The organism is Stenotrophomonas sp. YJH_SMC_33, from assembly GCF_059372295.1.
In genome coordinates this window covers 25,780-41,239 of the sequence record NZ_JCAFVJ010000001.1, presented here as the reverse complement: position 1 = coordinate 41,239, position 15,460 = coordinate 25,780, and the positions used below count along the sequence as shown (strand labels likewise).

Below are 15,460 nucleotides of genomic sequence, written 5' to 3'. Positions count from 1 at the left end.
GAATGGATGTAGGCATCCAGTGGCGATGAACGGCACCACGAGGGGGACGACGGGCTGCAGCCTGGAACCAACCCGTACCGACCTTGGCGGTCGTCCGACGTATGGCGGTGTTCAGCATTCCCTGGTGCCCGCAGTATGCGTGCCGCCACTTGTAGAGTCGAGCCATGCTCGACTGGCCTCTACGAGCCGCACCTCGTGATCCTGTGGGCGCCCTCAAGACGGAACGCATCGCCATGCGCGCGGGCCCTGCCGCCGGGCCATGGGCACGATTCGAGAGCCATCAGGCCTTTGCGCCCCGTTAAGCCAGTCTCTGCAAGCCTGCGCACAGTCCCGTAGGAGATCCCACATGCGCCTGTCCCTGTTGATGCTTGCCGCCCTGGTCCCGTCCGTGCCGGCATTCGCCGCGGAAACCCCGGAACTGCAGCGTGCCGTGGGCGTGCCCCAGGCGGTGGGTGCGGTGCATACATTGCGCCAGATCCCCGAGGCCTGCGCGCGCCTGGAAGGTGCCTTCACCGGCCAGGCGGCCGAGCCGTATCGCTTTGCGCCGGTGCGGACCAGCGAGCAGTGCCAGCCGCGCGCGCGCTTCGTCGACTACACCAAGGCACAGCCAAGTGCCGACAAGGGCTGGAAGCTCAATGATGTGATCCGCGTGCCCAGCGCAGCATGCCCGGCACAGCAGGCGGTGGTGCGCGTGTGGCGACTGCCGTCGAGCAACAAGGTCGAGCTGGACGGTCAAGGCCAGTCGCGCATCTATCTGGAAGAGGCCAAGAAGCAGGCCGCGGCCGGCCAGATTCCGCAGGTGACCATGTTCGCCGCGCAGCTGCAGATGGAAGGCAAGGCCTGTAATTGATACAGGTGGGTGCCGACCGTTGGTCGGCACCGATGCCGCATCCACGCATGGCGTGGATCTACTGCGGCGCGCCATCATTCTCCGGCCAGCTTCGCTCCCCGCGCTACCAGCAACTCGCGCAATGCCTTGCGGTGGCAGTGCGCCTCATCCTCGCAGTAGCACCCCACGCTGAGGTCGCTGTGCTGCGACATCGCAGCCAGCAGGTCCAGCGCGTGGGCCGCATCCGGGGACTTCATCTCAGCCTTGTAGTGGCGGAAGAACGCGTTCCAGTCGGCGGCCGTTTTCGCCTCGTGCGCCTGCTTCACCAGTGCCGCGCTGGGTGACAGGGTCGGGAACCAGACGTCGTACCAGTCCTGCCGGGCGAACTCGCTGCGCGGCACGCCGCGCGGCGGGCGCCGCACGGTACCGATACGCAGCCCCTCGCCGGGTTGGCGTGGCGTTCCCAGTCGAACAACACGCAAGGCCATGATGATCTCCAGGCGGGGCGTCCATCATCCTGCGATGCTCGTGCGCCAGGCGTGAACCGCTGTGGAAAGGAAAATGCCCGGGCGCCTGCGCACCCGGGCATTTTCCCCATGCCTGCAGCAATCAGTTGCCGCGGCAGTCCTTCAGCCACAACACACGTCCCACCTGGTCATAGCTGTCGACCACGCCGGTCAGCGTCACTTTCTCGCGCGGGCGCAGGGCCAGCGCATACGCGGCCTGGTTGGCTGCGAACGAGCAGGAAATGGCCACGCGCTCAAAGTCGATGCTGCCATCGCTGGGCAGGTCGAAGCTGGTGTTGTAGGTGCCGCCACTGCGCAGCACGGTGGTGATGCGACCGGTGATGGCGTAGGTCTTGCCCTTGTAGCGCGGCTCGATCGCGGCCGGGTTGTCCTTGTTCTGGTTGCGCAGCTGGAAGCCAAAGCGGTCGGCGGCGATCGTTACCACCGACGCCTGCGGAGTGGCCTTGGCCGCCTGTTCGCCAGCCTTGCCCGGCTTGACCTGGTTGAGCAGCTTGCACATTTCTTCGCGCACGCCATCGGCCGAGGCAATGGCGCCCTTGTTGACCTTCACCACCATGCCGACGGTACCCTGGCCGCCTTCGGAGGTGGCACTGATGATCATCGGGATCGGCTTGTGGGCCAACGATTCCGGCTCTTCGATCAGCATCGAGCCGCCTTCCACGTCCTCGCTGAGGACGTCCATGTTGGCGTTCTTGGCGATCACCCGCATCTGGCCGATGGCACTGGCCACGGTCAGGTCCGGATGGGTGACCGATGAAGTGAAGGTCGTGCCGACGAAGGGGTTGCCCTTCTTCTGGAAGTTGCTTTCGCAGGTCGCAGCGAAGGCGGGTGCGGCGGCACCGCACAGCAGCGCGGCGATCAGGATCGGGTGCTTCATGGTTACAGTCCTTGTGGAATGGCAGCACAGGCCCGGGCCTTGAAGGCCGGGCAGCGTCGAATCTGGCTTGCAGCGGCCCCTTTGCCCCGGGCCGGAGCCCGATTGTGGGGCGCTTCGCCGGCCGCCGCAATGCGCCCTGTGCTCCGCACAGGACGCAGGCACACTTCAGCCCTCGAAGGCCGGCAGCTTCTGCTTCACCGCCACGTTCTTCAGGGTGACGTACTTCGGCAGGCCATCGGCGCCATAGGGAAGCGGTGCCTCGCCCTTGATCAGCGGCGACAGGTAGGCGCGTGCCTTGGCGGTGATGCCGAAGCCATCGCGGCGGATGAAACCGGCCGGCATCTTCTTCTCGTGGTTGGCGATCTTCGACAACGGCGCGGCTTCGATCTTCCAGCGATACGGTGCATCGCTGCTGCGCACGATCACCGGCATCACGCCGTTCTGGCCCTTCAACGCCAGCTGCACGGCGGCCTTGCCGACTGCCTGCGCCTGCTCCCAGTCGGTCTTGCTGGCCAGGTGGCGGGCCGAGCGCTGCAGGTAGTCGGGCAGGGCCCAATGCACCTTCAGGCCCAGCTGGTCCTTGACCTGTGCGGCCAGGTGGGCAGCCACGCCGCCCAGCTGCGAGTGACCGAACGAGTCCTTGCCGCCGCCAGCATCGGCGACGAAGCGGCCATCGGCGGTGGCGATGCCTTCCGACGCCACCACCACGCAGTAGCCGACCCGCTCGACCACGGCCTTCACCTTGGTCAGGAACGCGGCCTCGTCGTAGGCGCGCTCGGGCAGCAGGATGATGTGCGGCGCTTCGTCATCACCGTTGCCAGCCAGGCCGGCGGCCGCGGCCAACCAGCCGGCGTGGCGGCCCATCGCTTCGTAGATGAACACGCGGGTGGAGGTCTCGGCCATCGCCGCGACGTCCAGCGCCGCCTCGCGCACCGAGACGGCGGTGTACTTGGCCGCCGAGCCGAAGCCGGGGCAGGTGTCGGTCACCGCCAGATCGTTGTCGATGGTCTTGGGCACGCCGATGCAGGTCAGGTCGTAGCCGGAGGCCTTGGCCAGCTGCGAAACCTTCAGCGCGGTGTCGGCCGAGTCGTTGCCACCGTTGTAGAGGAACCAGCGCACGTCATGCGCGCGCAGCACCTCAAGCAGCCGGTCGTAGCGGGCGCGGTCGGCGTCCAGCGATTTCAGCTTCACCCGGCACGAGCCGAAGGCGCCACCCGGGGTATGGGCCAGGGCGCGGATCGCGGCGGCGCTCTCCTTGCTGGTGTCGATCAGCTCCTCGCGCAGCGCGCCGAGGATGCCGTTGCGGGCGGCCAGGACCTTGATGCCCTTGGCCCGGGCCTGCTCGATCACCGCCGCCGCCGTGGCGTTGATGACCGCGGTGACACCGCCGGACTGGGCGTAGAGGAGAGTACCGTTGCGCATGCTTCTACCTGCTCGGGGGAGGGGACATTGCAGGGACATTACCCGGATGCGGTAAAGTGGCGCTATTGCGGTGCAGCGATACCGGCCCGTCCGGGACGCGAACCTTCTTTGTTTTCAACACGTTGGAGTCAGGTCAATGCGATTGGTTCTGTTGGGACCGCCCGGTTCGGGCAAGGGGACACAGGCGACGCGCCTGAAGGAAAAGCTGGGGATCGCCCACATTTCGACCGGTGACATGCTGCGCGCGGAAATCGCCGCGGGCACGGAACTGGGCAAGCAGGCCAAGACGGTGATGGATGCCGGCAACCTGGTGTCGGACGACATCCTGCTGGGCATGCTGGAGTCGCGCCTGACCCAGGCCGATGTCGCCAAGGGCTTCATCCTCGATGGCTACCCGCGCAACGTGGCCCAGGCCAATGCGATGGACGGCCTGCTGGCCAAGATCGGCCAGCCGCTGGACGCGGTGGTGCAGCTGGACGTGCCCACCGAACTGCTGGTGGACCGCATCGCCGGCCGCGCCAAGGAGCAGGGCCGCGCCGATGACAACCCGGAAGCGGTGCGCCAGCGCCTGCAGGTCTACAACGAGCAGACCGCCCCGGTGGTGGACTTCTACGCTGGCCGCGGCACCCTGGCCCGGGTTGACGGCGTCGGTGAGCTGGACGAGATCGAAGCCCGCATCCTGGCGGCGATCAACGCCTGACCCGGCGGGGCCGGCGTGCTGCCGGCCGCACGGGCGCAGAAAAAAACACAGGCCTGGTCCGTGAGGATCAGGCCTGTGTCGTTTGATAGGCGCCAGCAGAGGGCTTGCTCAGGGCCCCGCAGCATGAGCTCCCTTGGGGATGGCCTCTTGGGGAGTAGGACCGGTTCGGGTACTGCGGCTGGCAGTTCGAATTGTGTCCGGGTTCACAGAACATCGCTATCGGGATTTCCCTGACAGATGATTGGAGTTTCCTCACATCCTGTGTAGGACTTGTCTTACCCAAGAGCGGACATTGGCCCTATACAGCCGTCATCGGTCACAATCCTCGGTCATGAGCAGCGTACATATCCTTGCAATTGCCGGCACCTTCATGGGCGGCGTGGCCGCCCTGGCGCGGGAACTGGGCCATACGGTCAGCGGCAGTGACCAGGCCATCTATCCGCCGATGTCCACCCAGCTCGAGCAGCTGGGTATCACCCTGGACCAGGGCTACCGCGCCGACAGCGTGCCACCGGGCACCGACGAGGTGGTGATCGGCAACGCACTCTCGCGCGGCAATGCCGCCGTTGAGGCCGTGCTCGACGCCGGCCAGCGCTATATCTCCGGTGCGCAGTGGCTGTCCGAGCAGGTGCTGCCGGGCCGCGACACGCTGGCCGTGGCCGGTACCCATGGCAAGACCACCACCACCACCATCCTCACCTGGCTGCTGGAAAGCGCCGGTCGTTCTCCCGGTTTCCTGATCGGCGGCGTCGCCGAGGATTTCGGCGTCTCCGCCCGCCTGGGCCAGGGCCGCGAGTTCGTGGTCGAGGCCGACGAGTACGACACCGCCTTCTTCGACAAGCGCAGCAAGTTCGTGCACTACCGGCCGCTGGTGGCCATCCTCAACAACCTCGAATACGACCACGCCGACATCTTCCCGGACGTGGCCGCGATCCAGCGCCAGTTCCATCACCTGGTGCGCACGGTGCCGGCGCGTGGCCGACTGATCGTCAATGGCGAGGATCAGCATCTGGCCGAAGTGCTGGCGATGGGCTGCTGGACCCCGGTTGAGCGCTTCGGCTTCGATCCATCGCTGGAGTGGCATGCGGAACTGCTGGCTGCCGATGGCAGCGCGTTCCGCGTGCACCACCGCGGGCAGGCACTGGGTGATGTGCAGTGGTCGTTGCTGGGCCGCCACAACGTGCTCAACGGCCTGGCGGCGCTGGCAGCCGCACATGCGGTGGGTGTTGCGCCGGCCGAGGTGATCCCGGCGCTGGCGCGCTTCCGCAGCGTCAAGCGCCGCATGGAAGTGATCGGCAGCCACGAGGGCATCACCGTCTATGACGATTTCGCCCACCACCCGACCGCAATCGCCACCACGCTGGAAGGGCTGCGCGCCAAGGTGGGCGATGCGCGCATCGTGGTCGCGATGGAGCCGCGCAGCAATTCGATGCGGCTGGGCGCACACGCGCAGGCGCTGGCCCCCTCGCTGGCGCTGGCCGATGAAGTGGTGTTCCTGCATCGCCCGGAACTGGCCTGGGATGCTGCTGCGGTGATCGCCGCAGTGCGTGGCGAAGCGCACGCGGTGCCCGATACCGACGCGCTGCTGGCGCAATTGCAGGCCAGCGCGCGCAGGGGTGACCACGTGGTGTTCATGTCCAACGGTGGCTTCGACGGCGCACCGCGCCGCTTCCTTGCCGCGCTGCAGGCCCGATGAGCGTCGACGGTTCGCTGCCGCTGTTTCCGCTGCACACCACGCTGGTGCCAGGTGCGGCGGTGGGCCTGCGCGTGTTCGAACGGCGCTACCTGGATCTGGTGCGCGACAGCGGCCGCAGTGGTGAGGGCTTTGGTGTCTGCCTGATCCTCGACGGCCAGGAAGTGGGAGCCCCGGCAACGCCGGCCGCGTATGGCGTGCAGGTACGCATCGAAGACTTCGATGTCGGCGCCGACGGCGTGCTGCAGTTGCGTCTGCGCGGCACCCGCCGTTTCCATGTCGAGCGCACGCGCGTGCGTGACAACGGGCTGGTGGTAGCCGACGTGCGCTGGTGCGATGAAGACCCAGACGACGAACTGCGGCCGCAGCATGCGCTGCTGGCCACGGTGCTGGGGCACATCATCGAACAGGCCGGCGAGGCCTATGCGCCGGCCAACCCAGCGCTGCTGGACCAGGCCAGCTGGGTCGGCTGGCGGCTGGCCGAGCTGCTGCCGCTGAGCGAGCAGCAGCGGTTGCAGCTGCTGCAGTTGGACGACCCGCACCAGCGTTTGCAGCAGTTGCTGGGCTGGATGCCGTAACAGCCTGCCCCGGGTGGTGTGCGCCCTGGTGCACACGCTGGGGTATGCGGGGAATGCCATCCACGCATGGCGTGGATCTACTGTAGAGCCGAGCCTATGCTCGGCTTGATGGTTCCCGCGAAGGCAGCCGAGCATGGGCTCGGCTCTACAGTGGGTGGCTGCGTGCCGGTGCCGGTCGGGGCGTGGTGGTCTTCAACCGCAGCACCGGCAACCCGGTTTCGCTGTGCACATCCTCGCGCTGCGGCAGGTCCTGCACGGCGTCCTTCACCGCGTTCAATGCCGGGTCGACGCCGCGCAGTGGATGCCACATGCCGATCCATTCGAAATGGCGCTGGTAGCGCAGGGTCTGCGCACTGCCCAGCCACAGTGGCGTATTGCCCGGCTGCAACTGTGCAGGGGCTGGCCACAGGCGCAGTACGTAGCGCTCATCGCGATGTGCACCCTGGCGCACCATCAACAGCGCTTCCACGCGGGTGTCCAGCGTCGCCGGCAGCACCGGCAGGTCATCGGCGCCGGTGTTCTTGTCCAGCATCAGCAGCGCCTGCTGCCAGCCGGCCTGCTCCTGTCGCTTCCAGCCGCGCGCTTCCAGTTGCGCCTGCAGCGGTGCCAACGGACCGGCCACCTGCACGTCCAGCGGCCAGCGCTGGTCGTCGTCGAACTCGTTGCGGCGCGCCGGCAGCGTGGCCCAGTCGTGCTGCCACCAGGCCTGCGTGTCCATTGCCTGCGGGGCCGGCAGGGTCGGCTCGAAGCGTTCCAGCTTCACCGGGATGTTGCGCGGTGCGTACCACATCGCGGCGACGGCGAACACGCCGTAGAACAGCCACGCCACCGGCTTCACCCAGAACGAGCGGTTGAAGCGGCGGCGGTAGGCGATGCCCAGCACCAGCAGCCAGAACGTGCCGAACAACATGCCGCCGATCACGTCGCTCAGCCAATGCGCACCCAGGTACAGGCGCGAGAAGCCGATCAGGCTGACCACGATGCCCGACACCAGGTACGGCCAGACGCGGGTACGGCCGGGCATCTCGCGGGCGATCAGCACCGCGAAGAAGCCGAAGGTGATGGTGGCCATCGTCACCGACACCGACGGGAAGCCGAAGCCGCTGCTGGCGTCGACCGGGCGCACCACATCGACGGTAGCGCCGAGCAGCATGGTCAGCGCCAGGCCGAACGCCAGCGCGGCCAGCCAGTGGGCGGCCGCCATCCAGCGCCGGCGCCAGATCAGGTAGCCCATCGCTGCAGCGGTGGCCGGCAGTAGTACCTGCCAGGCGCCCAGCGACGCCAGCGCGGCCATCGGGTAATCGGCCAGCGGGTTACGCAGCGCCAGCATGGCCTGGTGCACCAGCAGGTCGATCGCCAGCGGCTCGCCGTGCGCGACCACCACGGTCAACAATGCGAACCAGCCCCAGCCCAGTACCAGCAGCATCAACGCCAGCATCGCCAGCGGCACCGATTCACGGCGCTTGGGATCAAGCACGCCGACGGTATAGCGGCCCAGCGTGGGGTGGCGGTTGGACCAGTCCAGCAGGCGTGCCAACCAGTTGTCCATGCGCGCGGCCGACCAGCGGTAGCCGTACAGCACGATGGCCCAGACCAGGCCGAGGATCACCGCCAGCAGGCCGACCACCACCACCAGCCGACCGGCCACCGCCGCCACCGCGTCATAGGCCTCGCCAAGAATCCAGCCGGGGGCCAGGAACAGGACCGCCCATGAAATGCTGGCGATACCACTGGCCTGTACATAGCGGCTGGCTGGCATCTTCATCATGCCCGCGATGGCGGGCACGAATGGCCGGATCGCGCCGACGTAGCGTGCCACCAGGATGCTCTTGAAGGCATTGCGGCGGAACAGGTTTTCGCCGCGGTCGAGCAGCTGCGGGTAACGGCTGAACGGCCACACGCCGCGCAGGCGGTCGCCCCAGCGGCGGCCGATCCAGTAACTGATGCCATCGCCGGCAAACGCACCCAATGCCGCAGCCGCCACCGCGTACGGCCCGGAGATCTGGCCTAGGCCGATGAACACGCCCACCGCGAACAGCAGTGGCAGCGCCGGCACGATGGCGCCAAGAATGATCACCGCATCGCAGAAGGCGATGAGGAAGATAACGGCGCCCGCCAGCACGGGGTGAGCGGCAATCCACGCGAGCGTGGCGTCGATCCATGAAGAGTCCATTGCCCGATTATAGGGGCGTGAAGGTGACTGGTTCCCAGCCGCTTGGTGACCGTTTGCAACCAGTGCCATCGCCTAGAATGGGCCCATGCCGCATACGCCCGACGCTCAACCGCATGCTTTGAAGGCCGACAGCTTCGGCCGGATCCTCCTTGTGAAAGGGCCCGATGGTCCCTCTGTGCGCCGTGATCTTGGCGCCACGCCGCTGTGGTTGCGGCTGCCTGCATGGTGGCTGGCCCGCCGCGAGGCCCGCGCGCTGCAGCACATTCACGGCATGGCCGATGTGCCGCAGCTGCTGGCCTGGAATGGCCATCACCTGGATCGCAGCTTCATGGCCGGCGACGCCATGTACCAGCGCCCACCGCGCGGCGACCTGGCCTGGTTCCGTTCCGCGCGCCGGCTGCTGCAGCAGCTGCATCGCAACGGCGTGGCCCACAACGATCTGGCCAAGGAGGCCAACTGGCTGGTCACTGAAGGTGGACGGCCGGCGCTGATCGACTTCCAGCTGGCGGTGATCGGCAACCCGCGCTCGCGCTGGATGCGGCTGCTGGCGCGCGAGGACCTGCGCCACCTGCTCAAGCACAAGCGCATGTACTGCCGTGAATCGCTTACGCCGGTGGAGAAGCGGTTGCTCAAGCGCACCTCGTGGGTGCGCGAACTGTGGTTTGCTACCGGCAAGCCGGTCTACCGCTTCGTCACCCGCCGCATCCTGCATTGGGAAGACAACGAAGGGCAGGGGCCCAAGCCGTGAAGGCTTCGCGGATAGTGACCGGCCCGCCGAGCGCGGGCAATGTGTTGCGTGCGCAGTTGCCTGGTGCCGACTTCGTGCACGCCTGTCAGGCCACCACCCGGCGCGACGGGCGTACCGCACTGCAGGCCTACCGCGACATGGCGGCGACCATTCCCGGCTGGTTCGATGGGCTGATGGCGCTGCGCAACCACGGCATGCGCCTGCTGGGCATGAAGCATCTGGGTTCGTTGCGTGCAGTGCAGGTTGTTGAAGATCCTCAACCCGGCCAGCGGCTCGGCATCTTCACCCTGCAGTCGATGGATGACGATGCCATCGTGCTGGAAGACGACGACCGCCATCTTCGCGTGCAGCTGGCGCTGCAGTGGCAGGGCGACGTGCTGGAAGTGGCGACCGTGGTGCATACGCATAACGCCTTCGGGCGCGCGTACATGCTGCCGGTTGCCCCGGTGCATCGATTGATCGTGCCGCATCTGTTGAAAAAGCAGGTGCAGTTGTACCGGTAGATCCACGCCATGCGTGGATGCGGTTTGTGATCCGCGGGCTGCTTAACGGCTAAACGGCTCATTGCCAAGTGCCGCATAAATGTGGATTCCGCTGGCAGCAGAAGACTCGCGACATCCAAGCCAGGGACAACCCGCAAGGGAATCATTGAGGTGATGCATGTGGTACTGCGCACACGCCATTTTCTATTACGAGAGCAAAGGGCAGGAATCGTTCCTGGTGCATGAGAACGTGTACCTGATCAGTGCCGACAACGATGAACACGCTCTTGAGAATGCAGAAGCACTTGCTTCCGGGTATGAGGATCTGACCGGCCGCCTGGTGGGTGAAGACGGTAGGGCGTATCTTTATCGTTTCGCCGGAATCCGCAAGCTGATATCAGTGGCGATTGATCAGGACTCTGCCGAGGGGCGCCTGCACTCTGGCGTGGAGGTCACGTACTCCGTCATGGCGGTGGACACGTTGGATCAGGTGAAGCGGCTTGCCCGTGGTGATGGCGTGGCAGTGCTGTACCAGGAATGGAAATGTAGAGCCGAGCCATGCTCGGCTGCATTCAATGAGCCGAGCAGGGCTCGGCTCTACAGAGGCCGGTGGCCTTACGGCGTCGCCGGCACGACCTGCTGGCCGATGAAGTTGCGCTTGGCGTCGAAGTCGTAGGCGATCTGCAACTGCCCGACATCCGGGCAGGCGTGGCAGTCGCGCAGCGGTGTGCGGTACAGCAGGCGGATGCCACCATTCTCCAACGGCGAGGCGCCGGCCGACTGCGCCGGTGCGAACGGCGTGGCTTGCGGATTGGCCTTCAGCAGTTCCTGCACAGTGGGGTCGGCACGCAAGGTGTCGTCCAACTGCACGGCATCCACATCGATGCGCTTGCCGCTGGCATCGACCAGGCGGGTACCTTCATTGGTGTTGGCGCGGAACGGATACTCGACCGTGGCAATGCCCAGTCCTTCGTTCTCGTGCCACGCGGTCACATAGGCCAACTCACCGCCGGTGGACAACTGCTCGGCGGCGGTGATGGCCTCGGCACTGGCGCCACCGGCGCGCATCGCGTCGCGAAGGCAATCCCGTGTGGCCGCGTTCTCGCCTTGGCGGCAGGCGTTGAGGTCGCCATCCCAGACCACCGCCTCGCTCCAGCGCATCTTGCCGTCGGCGGCGGCCTTCTCCGCGCTGGGCGTGTCACCGGCGGGTGGCTCCTTGCCGGGTTCCGGCGAACGGCCCTGGCAGGCAGTCAGCAGGGCAAGCCCCAAGGCAGGCAGCAACAGGCGGGAACGGCGCATGGCGTGTACCTCGTGCGTTGTCTGGAGGCCCGAGTATCGTCAAGGGCGGGTGAACTCCGCGTCGGCGCGGCATACTAGCGGCTCATTGCATACGCTGGAGTGCGGAACGTGGGCAGTCTGCAGGGCAAAACGCTTTTCATCACCGGTGCCTCGCGTGGCATCGGCCTGGCCATCGCACTGCGCGCCGCGCGCGACGGGGCCAACGTGGCGATCGCGGCCAAGTCGTCGGTGCCGAATCCGAAGCTGCCGGGCACCATCCACACCGCCGCCGAAGCGGTGACGGCTGCAGGCGGGCAGGGCCTGGCGCTGAAGTGCGACATCCGGGAGGAAGAGCAGGTGCAGGCGGCGGTGGCGGCCACGGTCGACACCTTCGGTGGCATCGACATCCTGATCAACAACGCCAGCGCGATCTGGTTGCGCGGCACGCTGGATACGCCGATGAAGCGTTTCGACCTGATGCAGCAGGTCAATGCGCGCGGCAGCTTCCTGTGCGCGCAGGCCTGCCTGCCGTACCTGCTGCAGGCGCCGAACCCGCACATCCTGACCCTGGCGCCGCCGCCGAGCCTGGAGCCGAAGTGGTGGGGCGCACATACCGGCTACACGCTGGCGAAGATGGGCATGAGCTTCGTCACCCTGGGCCTGGCTGCGGAATTCGGCCCGCAGGGCGTGGCGGTGAATGCGCTGTGGCCGCGCACCGTCATCGCCACCGATGCGATCAACATGATTCCGGGCGTGGATGCGGCTGGCTGCCGCACGCCGCAGATCATGGCCGATGCTGCGCACGCGGTGCTGGTGCGCGAGGCGGCGGGTTTCCACGGCCAGTTCCTGATCGACGATGACGTGCTGGCGCAGGCGGGTATTACCGATCTGTCCGGCTATGCGGTGGATCCATCGCGTCCGTTGTTGCCGGATCTGTTCCTGGAGTGATCGCGCGTCGCCGGCAGAGGCCGAGGGCTGCGACCTTCGGCCTGCTGCGTTAGAATGCGCGGCTGTAATCGTTTTCAACAAGGACGTGAACCCATGTCACGCACTCTTTCCGTCGCGGCGCTGGCCGCTTCGCTGTCGATTGTCCTGGCTGCCTGCGGCAGCAAGGCGCCTGCAACCGCTGGCGACGCCGGCCCTTCCAGCACGCCCGACGCCAGCGCGGCGCCGTCGGACACACAGCAGCAGTTGACCGCCAAGCTCAACGCCTACATCGGCTGCTTCAACACGCTTGATTCGAAGACCCACGGCAGCATCGAGTCCTATACGCGCTGGATCAAGGACGTCGAGGCCGGCCCGACCGGGCGCGAGACCCAGGTGTACGGTCCGTTCGAGATCAGCGACTACGACATGAAGCAGTGCGATGGCCCCGTGACCGAGGCGATGGCTGCCAAGCCGGCGCTGGCCGAGCTCGATGCCGCTGCTGGCCATTACCAGCAGGCGCTGAAGGCACTGGTGCCGATCAGCAAGGAGGCGCACGACTACTACGATCGCCAGGACTACGAAGATGACCGGTTCGCCAAGGGCAAGCAGCTGCATGCGCCCTTGATGGCCGCCTTCAAGGAGTTCGTGGCTGCCAGCGCAACGTTCAACGCCGAGCTGGAGCGCCAGAACGACGCCGCCCAGCGCGAGCAGCTCAAGGCGCTGGAACAGGCCGAGGGGCGCACGCGCGAGTACTACCGTCTGGCGATGATGCTGGAAGCCAAGGCCATCATGGATCTGATGAGCGAGGACGATTTCGACCAGGCCAAGGCGCGCGAGCGTCTGGATGCGTTCAACCGCATTTCCGACGAAGCGCATGCGAAGGTGGCTGATCAGGAGCCGGGCAAGCTGGACTGGAACAGCTTCGAGCGTGAGGCCGAGAACTTCCGGCGCGAAGGCAAGGAGCGGCTGAAGCGCGTCAGCGAGAACACGCCCTATACCGATTTCGAACGGCGCATGCTGGATTCGCCCTCAATGGCGCCGAGCGGCTCTGCCAGCAAGCTGATGCAGGAATACAACTCGCTGGTTTTCCAGAGCAACCGCCAGTAGGCGGGAAGCTCAACGCGCTATTTTTGTCGCGATCGAGCAGGTTGATCGCGACATGACACGCCCCGCAGCCCCGAATGCCAGCACCTTCCCGAGGTGCTGGAGCGCGCGCTCGCGCCATGCAGGACGATGGCTGCAGTTTTCACTGGTGCAAGGAACTGATTTGAACGCATCCACACGCCTGATTCCCGTTCTCCTGCTCGGCGCGCTGGCCGGCTGCAACAGCCCGGCGGGGCTGGCGGTCGCCGACCCCGGGCTGGAGAAGGTGAACGCCTACATCGAGTGCTACAACGGCGTCGAACAGCCCATCCACGAAGGCTTCCAGACTTACACGGGCTGGATGAAGGACCCCAAGGCGGGGCCGACCGGCAAGGAAGCGCAGCCGCGCTCACCGGGCAAGCTGTTGTCGCACCGCGTCGAGTACTGCGGCCAGCCGCTGACCGAGGCGCTGGCAAAGACCCCTGCCACGCCGCTGGATGCACCCGCGCGACAGTACCAGCAGGCATTCCAGGCACTGAACACCCTGATCGAGCGTGCCGATGGGTACTTCACCCGCGAGGACTATCGTCGCGATGGTGGCGAAGGGATGCGCAGCCAGCATGCCCCGCTGATGCAGGCCTATGCTGATTTCTTCAAGGCCAGCGAAGCAATGGATGCGGCGCTGGAAAAGAACGAGAACGATCGCCGCGCCGCCCAGCTGAAGCAGATCGAGGAAAGCGAAGGCCGCTCGCTGGCCTATTACCACCTGCGCCTTGTCGGCGATGGCAAGCAGCTGGCGATGGCGTTCCAGAGCGACGCGCCGGATGTTGCGGCGTTGCGCGGCCAGCTGGCCGACTATCAGGCGCTGGTGACGGAAATCCACAACAGTGGTGTCGGCAAGGACGACCCGATGTGGGGCCATGTGCAGCGTTCGGCCGACAAGCTGGTGCGTACCGCTGGTCGCGGTGTCGAGCGTCTGGAGCAGGGCAAGCCGATCACCGCCGATGCGTTGGCCGCCGAGCGCAAGGCGTCGGGCAGCTGGCTCACCACCGATCCTGAAGGGGCACAGTCGACGATCCTGGACGCCTACAACGACCTAGTGACCACCAGCAACCGCATGCGCTGAGGGCGATCCACACAGGGCGTGGACCCGTCCACGGCGGCACCGGGCCATGCCCGGCGCGCACCCTGCGGGGTTGGCAGTGCCGGCCGCTGGCCGGCATGTGCCTCAATGGCTGAATGCGTCCGGCAGTTCACCGCCGCACTTGCGGCAGTGCCGCGCATCCGGTTCATGCCCCTCCAGCCCGCAATGCGGGCAGCCGCGGGCATCACGGCGCGCGGCCAGTTCGGCCTCGCGCATGGTGCTGGCCAGTTCGGCGGTGTAGATGCCGGTGGGCACGGCGATGATGCTGTAGCCGATCAGGATCAGCACCGAGGTGACGAAGCGGCCGAGCACGGTCTGCGGCACGATGTCACCGAAGCCGACCGTGGCCATGGTCACCACCGCCCAGTACATGCTGGCCGGGATGTTGGTGAAGCCGTGTTCGGGGCCCTCGATCACGTACATCAGCGCACCGGCGATGATGGTGATGGTGATCACCGTGAACAGGAACACCAGCACCTTGCGCCGGCTGCGCCACAGTGACGTCATCAGGACGCCGCTTTCCTCGATGTAGCGGGTCAGCTTGAGGATGCGGAACACCCGCAGGATGCGCAGCGCGCGCACCACCAGCAGGCTCTGCGCACCCGGGATGAACATCGACAGGTAGGCGGGCAGGATCGACAGCAGGTCGATGATGCCCCAGATGCTCACCGCGTAACGCAGCGGGCGCCTGACCACCGCCAGCCGCAGCATGTACTCGGCGGTGAAGATGATCGTGAAGCCCCATTCCAGGATGTACAGGCCGGTGGACCATTCGGCATGCAGGTGCTGCACGCTGTCGATCATCACCACCAGGATGCTGGCGACGATCGCCACCACCAGGATCAGGTCGAAATTGCGCGAAGGGCGGGTGTCATGGCGGTAGATGATGTCGAACCACCGACGGCGCCAGCCGGTCTCGGTGGCGGGGTTGAGCTGGGGGGCGGAAAGCGGTCGCATGGGCGCATTGTGCCGCAGGGGTTCCGGCGCGAGAATGGGCAT

The 15,460-nt window shown here is 66.5% G+C and carries 16 protein-coding genes; 10 read left to right on the top strand and 6 right to left on the bottom strand.

Features of this window, described 5'->3' with window-relative positions; genetic code table 11:
• The first annotated feature begins 346 nt into the window (after window positions 1-346).
• Window positions 347-850: a hypothetical protein gene (locus tag AC5P9W_RS00225; protein ID WP_207048894.1), complete on the top strand. Its 504-nt coding sequence runs from the start codon at window positions 347-349 to the stop codon at window positions 848-850.
• A 74-nt stretch (window positions 851-924) separates the two neighbouring features.
• Here AC5P9W_RS00225 and AC5P9W_RS00220 read toward each other — a convergent pair whose 3' ends face one another.
• From AC5P9W_RS00220 to AC5P9W_RS00210, 3 genes are all read right to left on the bottom strand, one after another.
• Entirely contained in the window at window positions 925-1,317 is a 393-nt protein-coding gene (locus AC5P9W_RS00220) for a DUF488 domain-containing protein (protein WP_019662019.1), read from the bottom strand.
• A 121-nt stretch (window positions 1,318-1,438) separates the two neighbouring features.
• The gene (locus tag AC5P9W_RS00215) at window positions 1,439-2,233 is read right to left on the bottom strand and encodes a hypothetical protein (protein ID WP_019662018.1); all 795 of its coding nucleotides are present in this window, start codon (window positions 2,231-2,233) and stop codon (window positions 1,439-1,441) included.
• Window positions 2,234-2,398: 165 nt separating this feature from the next.
• Window positions 2,399-3,655, bottom strand: coding sequence for a 6-phosphofructokinase (locus tag AC5P9W_RS00210; RefSeq protein ID WP_456115446.1), 1,257 nt, complete (start codon window positions 3,653-3,655; stop codon window positions 2,399-2,401).
• 136 nt (window positions 3,656-3,791) lie between these two features.
• Here AC5P9W_RS00210 and AC5P9W_RS00205 point away from each other — a divergent pair, with 136 nt between their 5' ends.
• From AC5P9W_RS00205 to AC5P9W_RS00195, 3 genes are all read left to right on the top strand, one after another.
• Window positions 3,792-4,355 carry an adenylate kinase gene (locus AC5P9W_RS00205; protein WP_019662016.1) on the top strand — a complete coding sequence of 188 codons (564 nt, stop codon included), beginning with the start codon at window positions 3,792-3,794 and terminating at the stop codon, window positions 4,353-4,355.
• A gap of 331 nt (window positions 4,356-4,686) precedes the next feature.
• Complete coding sequence (gene mpl, locus AC5P9W_RS00200; RefSeq protein WP_049437195.1) at window positions 4,687-6,051, top strand: UDP-N-acetylmuramate:L-alanyl-gamma-D-glutamyl-meso-diaminopimelate ligase; 1,365 nt, start codon at window positions 4,687-4,689, stop codon at window positions 6,049-6,051.
• Window positions 6,048-6,626: an LON peptidase substrate-binding domain-containing protein gene (locus tag AC5P9W_RS00195; RefSeq protein ID WP_021203629.1), complete on the top strand. Its 579-nt coding sequence runs from the start codon at window positions 6,048-6,050 to the stop codon at window positions 6,624-6,626. Before mpl ends, AC5P9W_RS00195 begins: the two co-directional genes overlap by 4 nt.
• Before the next feature lie 145 nt (window positions 6,627-6,771).
• Here the strand turns inward: AC5P9W_RS00195 and AC5P9W_RS00190 are convergent, their stop codons facing one another.
• On the bottom strand, window positions 6,772-8,799 hold the full coding sequence (locus AC5P9W_RS00190) for a bifunctional DedA family/phosphatase PAP2 family protein (RefSeq protein WP_206621369.1): 2,028 nt from the start codon (window positions 8,797-8,799) through the stop codon (window positions 6,772-6,774).
• A gap of 85 nt (window positions 8,800-8,884) precedes the next feature.
• Between AC5P9W_RS00190 and AC5P9W_RS00185 the strand changes: the two genes are divergently transcribed.
• The 3 genes from AC5P9W_RS00185 to AC5P9W_RS00175 all read left to right on the top strand — a co-directional run bounded on the left by AC5P9W_RS00185 (window position 8,885) and on the right by AC5P9W_RS00175 (window position 10,705).
• Window positions 8,885-9,547: a serine/threonine-protein kinase gene (locus AC5P9W_RS00185; RefSeq protein ID WP_495218595.1), complete on the top strand. Its 663-nt coding sequence runs from the start codon at window positions 8,885-8,887 to the stop codon at window positions 9,545-9,547.
• 14 nt (window positions 9,548-9,561) lie between these two features.
• Window positions 9,562-10,050: a DUF2867 domain-containing protein gene (locus AC5P9W_RS00180; protein ID WP_456115445.1), complete on the top strand. Its 489-nt coding sequence runs from the start codon at window positions 9,562-9,564 to the stop codon at window positions 10,048-10,050.
• A 157-nt stretch (window positions 10,051-10,207) separates the two neighbouring features.
• The gene (locus AC5P9W_RS00175; protein WP_242542406.1) at window positions 10,208-10,705 is read left to right on the top strand and encodes a DUF4288 domain-containing protein; all 498 of its coding nucleotides are present in this window, start codon (window positions 10,208-10,210) and stop codon (window positions 10,703-10,705) included.
• Here AC5P9W_RS00175 and AC5P9W_RS00170 read toward each other — a convergent pair.
• The gene (locus tag AC5P9W_RS00170; RefSeq protein ID WP_021203633.1) at window positions 10,645-11,328 is read right to left on the bottom strand and encodes a hypothetical protein; all 684 of its coding nucleotides are present in this window, start codon (window positions 11,326-11,328) and stop codon (window positions 10,645-10,647) included. The genes AC5P9W_RS00175 and AC5P9W_RS00170 overlap by 61 nt on opposite strands.
• Window positions 11,329-11,436: 108 nt before the next feature.
• Between AC5P9W_RS00170 and AC5P9W_RS00165 the strand changes: the two genes are divergently transcribed.
• From AC5P9W_RS00165 to AC5P9W_RS00155, 3 genes are all read left to right on the top strand, one after another.
• Window positions 11,437-12,255, top strand: a complete 819-nt coding sequence (locus AC5P9W_RS00165) for an SDR family oxidoreductase (protein ID WP_207048897.1) — start codon at window positions 11,437-11,439, stop codon at window positions 12,253-12,255.
• A gap of 93 nt (window positions 12,256-12,348) precedes the next feature.
• Complete coding sequence (locus AC5P9W_RS00160) at window positions 12,349-13,341, top strand: YiiG family protein (protein ID WP_021203635.1); 993 nt, start codon at window positions 12,349-12,351, stop codon at window positions 13,339-13,341.
• Window positions 13,342-13,501: 160 nt separating this feature from the next.
• Window positions 13,502-14,443, top strand: a complete 942-nt coding sequence (locus AC5P9W_RS00155; protein WP_495218593.1) for a YiiG family protein — start codon at window positions 13,502-13,504, stop codon at window positions 14,441-14,443.
• A gap of 102 nt (window positions 14,444-14,545) precedes the next feature.
• Here the strand turns inward: AC5P9W_RS00155 and AC5P9W_RS00150 are convergent, their stop codons facing one another.
• The gene (locus AC5P9W_RS00150) at window positions 14,546-15,418 is read right to left on the bottom strand and encodes an ion transporter (protein ID WP_206621367.1); all 873 of its coding nucleotides are present in this window, start codon (window positions 15,416-15,418) and stop codon (window positions 14,546-14,548) included.
• Between the last annotated feature and the right edge of the window lie 42 nt (window positions 15,419-15,460).